Annotated in this window: 9 protein-coding genes; 4 read left to right on the forward strand and 5 right to left on the reverse strand. The window is 69.1% G+C overall.

The annotated features are described in order from the left end of the window. Positions 1-1,725 (reverse strand): nitrite/sulfite reductase, encoded by a 1,725-nt coding sequence (locus tag LRM40_RS09150; protein WP_151125198.1) that lies wholly within the window; start codon positions 1,723-1,725, stop codon positions 1-3. 161 nt (positions 1,726-1,886) lie between these two features. On the opposite strand from LRM40_RS09150, the gene LRM40_RS09155 reads away from it, so the two are divergent. Further along, positions 1,887-2,798 (forward strand): patatin-like phospholipase family protein, encoded by a 912-nt coding sequence (locus tag LRM40_RS09155; RefSeq protein WP_151125197.1) that lies wholly within the window; start codon positions 1,887-1,889, stop codon positions 2,796-2,798. Between the two features lie 203 nt (positions 2,799-3,001). Here LRM40_RS09155 and phaP read toward each other — a convergent pair whose 3' ends face one another. Next, positions 3,002-3,559, reverse strand: coding sequence for a TIGR01841 family phasin (phaP, locus tag LRM40_RS09160; RefSeq protein ID WP_151125196.1), 558 nt, complete (start codon positions 3,557-3,559; stop codon positions 3,002-3,004). 219 nt (positions 3,560-3,778) lie between these two features. On the opposite strand from phaP, the gene LRM40_RS09165 reads away from it, so the two are divergent. From LRM40_RS09165 to LRM40_RS09175, 3 genes are read left to right on the forward strand one after another with little or no spacing between them, the layout of a single operon-like run. Continuing rightward, positions 3,779-4,759, forward strand: coding sequence for a histone deacetylase family protein (locus LRM40_RS09165; protein WP_151125195.1), 981 nt, complete (start codon positions 3,779-3,781; stop codon positions 4,757-4,759). Between the two features lie 18 nt (positions 4,760-4,777). Then, a complete protein-coding gene (locus LRM40_RS09170; protein WP_151125194.1) occupies positions 4,778-5,779 on the forward strand; it encodes a 2-hydroxyacid dehydrogenase in 1,002 nt (333 codons plus the stop codon). Between the two features lie 27 nt (positions 5,780-5,806). Further along, on the forward strand, positions 5,807-7,087 hold the full coding sequence (locus LRM40_RS09175) for a DNA recombination protein RmuC (RefSeq protein WP_151125193.1): 1,281 nt from the start codon (positions 5,807-5,809) through the stop codon (positions 7,085-7,087). 51 nt (positions 7,088-7,138) lie between these two features. Here LRM40_RS09175 and LRM40_RS09180 read toward each other — a convergent pair whose 3' ends face one another. From LRM40_RS09180 to folD, 3 genes are all read right to left on the reverse strand, one after another. Beyond that, positions 7,139-7,768 carry a glutaredoxin family protein gene (locus LRM40_RS09180; protein ID WP_231067480.1) on the reverse strand — a complete coding sequence of 210 codons (630 nt, stop codon included), beginning with the start codon at positions 7,766-7,768 and terminating at the stop codon, positions 7,139-7,141. A 63-nt stretch (positions 7,769-7,831) separates the two neighbouring features. After that, the gene (locus tag LRM40_RS09185; protein ID WP_151125191.1) at positions 7,832-9,853 is read right to left on the reverse strand and encodes a M3 family metallopeptidase; all 2,022 of its coding nucleotides are present in this window, start codon (positions 9,851-9,853) and stop codon (positions 7,832-7,834) included. Positions 9,854-9,888: 35 nt separating this feature from the next. Continuing rightward, positions 9,889-10,746 (reverse strand): bifunctional methylenetetrahydrofolate dehydrogenase/methenyltetrahydrofolate cyclohydrolase FolD, encoded by an 858-nt coding sequence (folD, locus tag LRM40_RS09190; protein ID WP_151125190.1) that lies wholly within the window; start codon positions 10,744-10,746, stop codon positions 9,889-9,891. Between the last annotated feature and the right edge of the window lie 74 nt (positions 10,747-10,820).

The following is a 10,820-nucleotide window of genomic DNA, read 5'->3' on the forward strand; positions in this document are numbered from 1 at the left end:
TCACACGGTCTCGGCTTCAGCCGTGGCGGGCTGGGCAGCAGTGGCGTGGCGCACGGCATCGGTGGCGGCGCGCAACGGGGCGACGCCGATGCGGCGCACCGTGTCGACGAAATGCTCGCCAGGTGCCTTGTGCGCGCGATACACCTCGATCAGGGCCTCCACCACGTCAGCGACTTCCTCGGCTGCGAAGGCCGGGCCGATGACCTTGCCGGGCACAGCCGTGCCGGACAGCTGGGTGCCGTCCGAGCCGCCCACCGACACCTGGTACCACTCCTTGCCGTCCTTGTCGACGCCGAGCACGCCGATGTGGCCGGTGTGGTGGTGGCCGCAGGAGTTCATGCAGCCGCTGATGTGCAGATCGATGGGCCCCAGCTCGTACACGGCGTCCAGATCGGCGAAGCGTTCGCTGATGTCGGCCGCCACCGGGATGGAGCGGGCATTGGCCAGGGCGCAGAAGTCGCCACCCGGGCAGGCGATGATGTCGGTCAGCAGGCCGATGTTGGGCGTGGCGAAGCCGGCTTCGCGGGCGGCGTGCCAGACGGCCAGCAGATCAGCCTCGCGCACCCAGGGCAGCAGCAGGTTCTGCTCGTGGGTCACGCGCAGCTCGCCCAGCGAGTAGCGGTCGGCCATGGTCGCGGCAATGTCCATCTGCTCGGCGGTCACGTCGCCCGGGGCCTGACCGGCCCGCTTGAGCGACAGCGTCACGGCGCGGTAGCCCGGCACGCGGTGGGCGTGCACGTTGCGCTCCAGCCAGCGCAGGAAAGCCGGAGGAATCTGGCCGCCGCGGTGCGGATCGAAGCCGCTGGTGGCCGGGCGCACGCCGGCCGGGTCGACGAAGCTGCGCGACACACGTTCCAGCTCGCTGACCGGAATGATGTGCTCGCGGCCGTCGGCATCCTGGTTCAGGATCTTGTCGAACTCGGCGTTCACCGCGTCGAAGAACTTCTGGCCTTCGGCCTTCACCAGGATCTTGATGCGGGCCTTGTACAGGTTGTCGCGCCGGCCGAAGCGGTTGTAGACGCGGACGATGGCCTCCAGGTACAGCAGGATCTCCTGCCAGGGCACGAAGGCGTTGATCACCGAGCCGATCACGGGCGTGCGGCCCATGCCACCACCGACGTAGACCTTGAAGCCCACCTCGCCGGCCTCGTTCTTCAGCAGTTGCAGTCCGACGTCATGCCAGGCGATGGCCGCGCGATCCTCGGCGGCGCCGCTGACCGCGATCTTGAACTTGCGCGGCAGGAAGGCGAACTCGGGGTGCAGGGTGCTCCACTGACGCAGGATCTCGCAGTAGGGGCGGGGATCGACGATCTCGTCCGGCGCGATGCCGGCCAGCGCATCGCTGGTGATGTTGCGGATGCAGTTGCCCGAGGTCTGGATGCCGTGCATGTCCACCTCGGCCAGCAGATCCATGGCGTCGGCCGAGCGCTCCAGCGGAATCCAGTTGAACTGCAGGTTCTGGCGGGTCGTGAAGTGGCCGAAACCGCGGTCGAGTTCGCGTGCGATGACCGCCAGCTGCCGCAGCTGGACCGAGGACAGCTCGCCGTAGGGCACGGCCACCCGCAGCATCGGCGCGTGGCGCTGGATGTACCAGCCGTTCTGCAGGCGCAAAGGGCGGAAGTCGTCATCGGCCAGTTCGCCCTTCAGATTGCGTTCCAGCTGATTGCGGAACTGGGCAGCCCGTTGGCGGACGACTTGGCGGTCAAAGGAGGTGTACTGGTACATGGCGCAGGTCGGGGGGGCGCAAAGAAGGGGGCCTGTGACAGCCCATGGACCACACTTTAGGGAGGCCTTATATGCTTGAAAAGTACATTTAAGTTGAATGCTTATCTCTCATATGAATATAAGAATGCCGAGGATCCTGTCGACCGCTCTAGAATCGCGCCATGCCGTCTGACTTTGTTCCGGCCCGCCGCCTTGCTCTGGGCGGTCTGGGGGCCGGTCTGCTGTACCTGGCCGGATGCCAGTCCACCCCGCCGGCCGTTGAGCCGCCCACGCAGCCTCCCGTCGTCAAGCCTCCCCGTCCGCCGCGCATCGGCTTGGCCCTGGGCGGTGGTGCCGCGCGGGGTTTTGCCCACATCGGGGTGATCCAGGTGCTGGAAGAGCATGGCATCCGACCCGACCTGGTGGTGGGCACCTCGGCCGGCAGCTTGGTGGCGGCGCTGTATGCCAGCGGCAAGAGCGGCACCGAGCTGGCCGGCATGGCCCGGACGATGGACGAATCGGCATTGACCGATTGGGCCTTTCCCGGCCGGGGACTGATCCGGGGCGAGGCCCTGGCCCGCTTCGTGCGCAGCCAGACAGGCAACCGCCCGATCGAGCAGATGCCGCTGCCCCTGGGCATCGTGGCCACCGATGCCGCCAGCGGCGACCCCATCCTGTTCCGCAGAGGGGACACCGGCGCGGCCGTGCGCGCCTCCAGTGCGGTGCCAGCGGTGTTTCAGCCGGTGCGCATCGGCGAGCGGGAATACCTCGACGGCGGCCTGGTGAGCCCGGTGCCGGTGCGATTCGCGCGTGAGATGGGGGCCGAATTGGTCATCGCGGTGGACATCTCCTCCCCGCCCGATCCGAACGCCACCGGTGACGCCTTCCACCTGTTGATGCAGACCTTCGCCATCATGGGGCGCAGCATCAACCGCTGGGAACTGCAGAACGCGGATGTGCTGATCCGGCCCAGCTTGGTGGGGGTGTCGAGTTCGGATTTCACCGCCCGGATGAAGGCGGTGCAGTCAGGGCGGGAAGCGGCCACGGCCCAGTGGCCGACCCTCAAGGCCAGGATCGCGGCCCTGACACGCTGAGCCGCTCGCAACAGCGCGAAAGCGCAAAGCCCGCGCCCCAAAGAAAAACCCGGCCGAAGGGCCGGGTCAAAGTACCTTGAGAGTGATCTCAGAAAGGTACCGAGGAGAGGGTCTCCCGTGGAGGCCGTGGCGATGGCAACGCCACGACATCGGGTGAGAGCCCCGCGGCGCCGGAAAGTTCCGGATCCGCGGGCAGCGTCACCTCAGGCCGCGGTGCGGCGGGCAGCCTTCGGGGCAGCCTGGGCGGCCTTCACGGCGGTGTTGGTCATCGCCTGGAAGTTGGCTTCGGCCACGTCGGCGGCCTGCTTGGCGGCCTTGTGCACCGACTCGTAGGCGTTGTTGGCGGCGGCCATGGCGGACTTCACCAGGGCCACGGCGTTCTCGGTGCCGGCCGGGGCGTTCTTGACGGCGGTGTCGACGGTGGCCATGAACTTCTTCTGGGCATCGCCCAGCTGGGCTTCCATCGCCTTGGTCAGTTCGGCGTTGGTGCTGGTGGCGATGTCGTAGAGGTGGCGGCTGTAGGCGGCAACCTTCTCGGCGGCCGGTTGCAGCAGGCCGGCTTGCAGCGACAGCAGTTCCTGCGGGTCCTTGGCGGCGATGGCGGCCTTGGCGGTCTCGGCGGCATCGCCCATGGTGGCCTTGGCCACTTGCATGTTCAGCTCGACCAGCTTTTCCACGCCTTCAAAGGCCTTGCTGGCCAGATCCAGGGCGGTTTCGACGTTGGCCTTTTGGGTGGCGATCATTTGTTCGGCAGTCAGCATGTCAGTCTCCAAAGGTAGGGGTCAGGGGTTCAGGAACCGATGCAGCCCATCCGGTCTACGACAACCATTCCGAGGTTTGTGCGCTGCAACATGATCCGAAGTATAGGGCCGGGCTGCGGGAACACAAGCCCAAAATGTTGCGACGCAGCAATCTAGTGATCCCGCTCTAAAAACGGCCTGCCGCGCGGGGCACCCCGCCCGACGCAGAATCGGGCTCCCATGCAGGCCTTCACGTCCGACCACCACACGCTGCCCTTGCCGTCGGGGCACCGGTTTCCCGTGTCCAAGTACGCCTTGCTGCGCGAGGCGGTGGCCCGCAGCCTGCCCGAGGTGCGGCTGAGCCCGGCGCCGGCGGCCTGTGATGGCGAGTTGATGCTCGCCCACAGCCCGGACTACGTCGCCGCGGTGCTCGAGGGCTGGCTCAGTCCGGCCCAGCAGCGTGAGATCGGCTTTCCCTGGTCCGAGCGCATGGCCGAGCGTTCACGACGTTCGGTGGGCGCCACGATCGCGGCGGCCCGCGCGGCGCTGGCCGAAGGGGTGGCCGCCAACCTGGCCGGCGGCACCCACCATGCGAGTGCCGACAAGGGGTCGGGCTACTGCGTCTTCAACGATGTGGCCGTGGCCGCGCGGCGCATGCAGGGCGAGTGGCATCGCCTGCACGGCCAACTGCTGCGGGTGCTGGTCGTCGACCTGGACGTGCATCAGGGCAACGGCACAGCCTCCATCTTTGCCGACGATCCGACGGTGTTCACGCTCTCCCTGCACGGGGAGCGCAACTTCCCCTTCCGCAAGGTGGCGGGGGATCTGGACATCGATCTGCCCGACGGCTGCGAGGACATCCCGTACCTGCAGGCCCTGGATCAGGCGCTGGCCACGGTGTGGGCGCACCACGGGGACCAGCCGCCCGGACTGGCCTTCTACCTGGCCGGTGCCGATCCGCACGAGAACGACCGGCTGGGCCGCCTGCGCCTGACCGCAGCCGGCCTGGCCGAGCGCGACCGGCGGGTGCTGACCGCACTGCGCGAGCGCCGCATTCCCGTGGCGCTGACGATGGCCGGCGGCTACGGCCGAGACATCGCGGACACGGTGGCGATCCAACTGAACACCGTCGCCGAGGCCCTGGCGAGCTGGGAAGCCTGGCAGGGCCGCAGGGGCATGGATTCCACGCACAATCGCCCGCCTGACACGACTTTGCGCTGAGCACAGCGCCCGCACGCCATGTCCTCATCGCCCCCCGCCCGCCCCGCCATCCTGCTGGCCCGCCAGGTGTTTCCCGACACCGTGGCGCGTCTTCGCCAGCATCTCGACGTCGATGCCTATGAGGGCCACACCCCGATCCGGCGCGACGAACTGATCGCACGCCTGCAGGGCAAGGCGGGCGTCTTCGTCGCCGGAACGGAGCCGATCGACGCGGACCTGCTCCAGGCCTGTCCTTCACTGAAGGCGGTGTGCAGCATGGCGGTGGGCTACAACAACATCGACGTCGCGGCCTGCACCGCGCGGGGCGTGCTGGTGACCAACGCGCCCGGCGTGCTGACCGAGACCACGGCCGACTTCGGCTTTGCGCTGATGATGGCCACGGCGCGGCGCATCACCGAGGCCGAGCGCTTTCTGCGCCGCGGCGAGTGGACGCACTGGTCCTACGACCTGATGGCCGGCCAGGACATCCATGGCGCCACCCTGGGCGTGCTGGGCATGGGGCGGATCGGTCAAGCCATTGCCCGTCGCGGCGCGCTGGGATTTGGCATGAAGGTGGTTTATCACAACCGCAGCCGGCTGTCGGAGGCGGACGAGGCCGCCCTCGGGGCCCGCTGGCTGCCGCTGCCCGAGCTGATGGCCCAGGCCGATCACCTGGTGATCGTGGTGCCCTACAGCGCCGCCAGCCATCACCTGGTGGGTCGCGAGCAACTGGCGCTGATGAAGCCCACCGCCACGCTGACCAACATCGCCCGCGGTGGCGTGGTGGACGACGCGGCCCTGGCCGAGGCGCTGAAGGTCGGCCAGCTGGCCGCCGCCGGCCTGGACGTGTTCGAGGGCGAGCCGCAGGTGCATCCGGCGTTGCTGGAGGTGCCCAATGTGGTGCTGACCCCGCACATCGCCAGCGCCAGCCTGGCCACCCGCCGGGCCATGGCCGAACTGGCGGCCGACAACCTGATTGCGACCCTGACCGGGGGGCAGCCGCTCACGCCGCTGAACCCCGAGGTACTGGCCACCGCCTGAGGCCGGGCGGCCGGCGACAATGCCGGCATGTCCTTGTCTGTCTACGAAATCACGGTGCTGGCCCTGCTGGGCCTGATGCTGCTGGCGGTGCTGGGCCTGTGGCTGCGGCCCGCCGCGAGCCTGCCTCCCGAACTGCTGGATGCGCTGGAGCGCCTGGAGCGCGAACTGCGCGCCGAGGTGCAGCAGAGCGCGCGTGCGGCGCGCATGGAGCAGGCTCAGACCTTGGCGCAGTCCCTGGGCCAGCTGCAACAGAGCCTGCTGACCCAATCGGGCGATGCCGCCCGCAGCTTGGCACAGGCACGCGAGGCGCAGGACCAGGCCCTGCGCCGGGTGACCGAGACCATCGAGCGCCGCCTGCTGCAGCTGCAGGACGGCAACGAGAAGAAGCTCGAGCAGATGCGGGCGACGGTGGATGAGAAGCTGCACGCCACGCTGGAGCAGCGTCTGGGCGAGAGCTTCCGCCAGGTGGCCGAGCGGCTGGAGCTGGTGCACCAGGGCCTGGGCGAGATGCAGGGGCTGGCGCGCGACGTGGGCTCGCTCAACCGCGTGCTGACCAATGTGAAGTCGCGCGGTGTCTTCGGCGAACTGCAATTGGCCGGCCTGCTGGAGCAGGTGCTGACCCCGGAACAGTACGCGGCCAATGTGGAAACCGTGCCGGGCACGGGCGCGCGGGTCGAGTTCGCCATCCGTCTGCCGGGGCGGCGAGACGATGGCCAGCCGATGTGGCTGCCGATCGACGCCAAGTTCCCCCGTGAAGACTACGAGCGCCTGCTGCAGGCCCAGGACCAGGCCGACCCGGCGGCGGCCGAAGCCGCGGCCCGCGCCCTGGAAGCCCGCCTGCGCGCCGAGGCCCGCAGCATCCGCGAGAAGTATGTGGCACCGCCGCACACCACCGATTTCGCCATCCTGTTCCTGCCCACCGAAGGGCTGTATGCCGAGGCCCTGCGCCGACCGGGCCTGGTGGAGGCCCTGCAGCGCGAGCACCGCATCACTCTGGCGGGCCCCACCACCTTGCTGGCCACGCTCAGCAGCTTGCAGATGGGCTTCCGCAGCCTGGCCCTGGAGCGCCGCAGCGCAGAGGTCTGGGAGGTGCTGGGGGCGGTCAAGACCGAGTTCGCCAAGTTCGGCGACGTGCTGGCCAAGACCAAGAAGAAGCTGGAAGAGGCCAGCGCCACCATCGACAGCGCCGAGGTGCGCACGCGGGCGATGGCCCGCAAGCTCAAGAGCGTGGAACAACTTCCCGAGCCGCAGGCGCGTCAGGTGCTGCAGCAGCCCGCCGGAGAACCCGAGGACGGGCCGGAGGCCTGAGGGCGTTCAGCCGCTCAGGCGGCACGCGGGCGCGTGGCCCGCAGCGCGGCGTCAGAAGCGGATGTTGGGCGTGTTGCCCGCGGGCGCGCGCGGAGCCTGGTTTTCAGGCTCCGGGCCCGGGGCGGACGCCGGGATCGCGCCAGGAGGCAGGGCATTGCCGGCCATGGGTGTCGGCGCGGGCCGCCGGTAGGTGGCGGGCAGGGCCGAGGTCTTGGGGTAGCCCGCCGCGTCCAGGTAGCTGTTCCAGTCGCTGAGCGAGCCCGACTTGATCTGCTGGGTGCCCACGGTCAGCAAGGGCAGGGTGCGGCCGCCACTGAATTTCACATAGGCGTCCAGGTCCGCGTTCGTGTCGATGCGCTTCTCGGCAAAGGGGATGCCGCGCTGGACCAGCATGTCACGTCCGACATCGCAGGGTGCGCAGTTGCGGCCCGCATACAGGGTGACCGGGTAGCGGCTGGCCGGTTGGCGCAATGCTGCAGGCAGGGCGGCCAGATCGGCTCCGCCGCCGCCAACGGACCCATTGGGCGACAGCATCTGCACCTGGGCCTGCGAGGAGGTCGGCGGCCGGTCGGTGTAGGTGACCTTGCCGTCCGGCCCGATCACCTTGTACTGGGCCATGGCCAAGGGTGCTGCCGCCAGCGTGAGCAACAGGGCGGACAGGGCGTGAAGACGGTGAGGCATCGGTGTCATGGCAGCAGGCAGACTCAATCGATGGGGACTATACGCCCGGGGCAGGCCCCGGACTCAGGCCATGCCCTGGTGGCGCAGCAGTGCGTCGATGCGCGGCTCGCGGCCGCGGAAGGCCTTGAAGCTCTCGATGGCGGGACGGGCGCCGCCGGCCTCCAGGATCTCGCGGCGGTAGCGGCGGCCGGTCTCCGGGTTGAGCACGCCTTCTTCCTCGAAGGCGCTCCAGGCATCGGCCGAGAGCACCTCGGCCCACTTGTAGGAGTAGTAGCCGGCCGAGTAGCCCCCCGCGAAGATGTGCGAGAAGGTGTGGGCCGTGCGGCTGAAGGGCGGCACCGGCACCAGGGCCACCTCCTGGCGCACCTCCGCCAGGATGGCCTGCACGCGCTCGGCGGCATCGGCCTCGGTGTGCAGGCGCATGTCGAACAGGCCGAACTCGACCTGGCGCAGGGTCTGCAGGCCGCTCTGGAAATTCTTGGCCGCCAGCATCTTGTCGAACAGGGCACGCGGCAGCGGCTCGCCGCTGTCCACGTGAGCACTCAGTCGGCGGATGACGTCCCACTCCCAGCAGAAGTTCTCCATGAACTGGCTGGGCAGTTCCACCGCGTCCCACTCGACCCCGTCGATGCCCGAGACGCCCATCTCGTCCACCTGGGTCAACATGTGGTGCAGGCCGTGGCCGAACTCGTGGAAGAGGGTGGTCAGCTCGTCGTGCGTCAGCAGGGCCGGCTTGTCGCCCACCGGCGACGAGAAGTTGCAGACCAGGTAGGCCACTGGGGTCTGCAGGCGGTGCGAATCGACCCGCAGCCAGCGGCTGCGCGCGCTGTCCATCCAGGCGCCGGGACGCTTGCCGGGGCGTGCGTGCGGATCCAGGTAGAACTCGCCCACCACCTGACCGGCTCGCTCGATGCGGAAGAAGCGCACGGAGGGGTGCCACACCGGTGCTTCGGCCGGGCGGATGCTCACCTCGAACAGGGTTTCGACGATGTGGAACAGGCCGTCGAGCACCTTGGGCAGCGGCAGATATGCCTTGACCTCCTGGTCGCTGAAGGCATAGCGGGCCTCCTTGAGCTTCTCGCCCGCGTAGGCCAGGTCCCAGGCCTGCAGCTCCGTCAGGCCCAGCTCGCTGGCGGCGAAGGCGCGCAGGTCGGCCAGGTCCTTCTCGGCGCTGGGGCGGGCACGCTGGGCCAGGTCCCGCAGGAAGTGCAACACCTCGGCCGGGGTGCCGGCCATCTTGGGCGCCAGGGACACCTCGGCATAGTTGGCAAAGCCCAGCAGCCGGGCCTCTTCGGCGCGCAGGGTCAGCAGCTCGCGCATGACCGCGCTGTTGTCCCGCTCCGCGGCACCCAGCTCGCTGGCGCGGGTGACATAGGCGGTGTAGAGGGTCTCGCGCAGGGCCCGGTTCTCGGCGTACTGCATGACCGGGAAGTAGCTGGGGAAGTGCAGCGTGAGCTTGTGGCCTTCCTTGCCCTCGGCCTCGGCCGCAGCGCGGGCCGCGGCCACCACATCGGCCGGCACGCCGGCCAGCTCTTCCGCCGTGGCGTAGTGGGCGAAGGCGTCGGTGGCGTCCAGCACATGGTTGGAGAAGGCCTGCGACAGCTCGGCCATGCGGTCCTGGAGGGCCATGAAGCGGGCCTTGGCCTCGCCTTGCAGGTCGGCCCCGCCCAGGCGGAAGTCGCGCAGCGCGTGGGCCAGGGCCTGGCGGCGGGCCGGGCTCAGCTGGGCTGCGGCGGGGCTGGCGGCGATCGCCTTGTACTTGGCGTAGAGCCGCTCGTCGCTGCCCTGGCGGGTGTAGTACTCGGTGATCTTGGGCAGGTTCTCGGCATGGGCCGCCCGCAGCTCGGGCGTGTCGGCCACGTGGGCCAGGTGGTTGACCACGCCCCAGGCCCGGCCCAGCCGCTCCACCGGCACCTCCAGCACCATCGACAGGGCGTCGTAGTCGGGTGGCACATCGGGCCCCACCGCGCGATCCAGCGCCGCATTGGCCTCGGCCAGCAGCGCGTCGATTGCCGGTGTCACATGCTCGGGGCGCACGGCGGCGAAGTCGGTCAGGGGGGCGTCTTGCAGCAGCGGATTGGTCATCGATGGGGTCCTGGTCGGATCGCGGTAGCGGTGGTTCAGGCCTGGGCGGCCACCCGTTCGGCGGCCTCAAGCGTGTTGACGAGCAGCATGGTGATGGTCATCGGCCCCACGCCCCCGGGCACCGGGGTGATGTGCGAGGCCACGGGGCTCACCGTGGCAAACTCCACGTCGCCGCAGAGTTTGCCTTCATCGTTGCGGTTGATGCCCACGTCGATCACGATGGCCCCGGGCTTGACCATGTCTCCGGTCAGCGTGTTGCGTCGGCCCACGGCGGCCACCACCACATCGGCCTGACGGGTGTGGTAAGCCAGGTCGGGCGTGCCGCTGTGGCAGATGGTGACGGTGGCATTGGCCTGCAACAGCAGCAGGGCCATGGGCTTGCCCACGGTGTTGCTGCGGCCGATCACCACGGCGTGCTTGCCCTTGAGCGACACGCCGGTGCTCTCGATCAGCTTCATGCAGCCGTAAGGCGTGCAGGGGCGAAAGCCCTCCAACCCGGCCATCAGCTCACCGGCGGAGAGCACCGAGTAGCCGTCCACGTCCTTGGTGGTGGCAATGGCCTCGATCACCTTGTGCGGGTCGATGTGCTTGGGCAGGGGCATCTGCACCAGGATGCCGTGAACCGTCGGATCGGCATTCAGTGCAGCAATGCGCTCGAGCAGCGCGGCCTCGGTCAGGCTGGCGTCGTACTTCTCGAACACCGAGCGCACGCCGCTGTCCTCGCAGGCCTTGACCTTGTTGCGCACATAGACGGCCGAGGCCGGGTCGTCCCCCACCAGGATGACGGCCAGGCCGGGCTGGTGGCCTCGGGCGGTGAGTGCGGCCGCCCGCTGGGCGACCTCGGCGCGGAGTTGGCGGGACAGGGCGTTGCCGTCGATCACTTGGGCGGTCATGGGCGGTCTCTTTCGGTCAGATGGAATGTCTACGAAGCTGCGGCCAACGCGGGCGCCGAAAAAGGGAAAGGGGC

Origin of the sequence: Ideonella dechloratans (assembly GCF_021049305.1) — a bacterium.
Taxonomy (GTDB): Bacteria; Pseudomonadota; Gammaproteobacteria; order Burkholderiales; family Burkholderiaceae_C; genus Ideonella; species Ideonella dechloratans.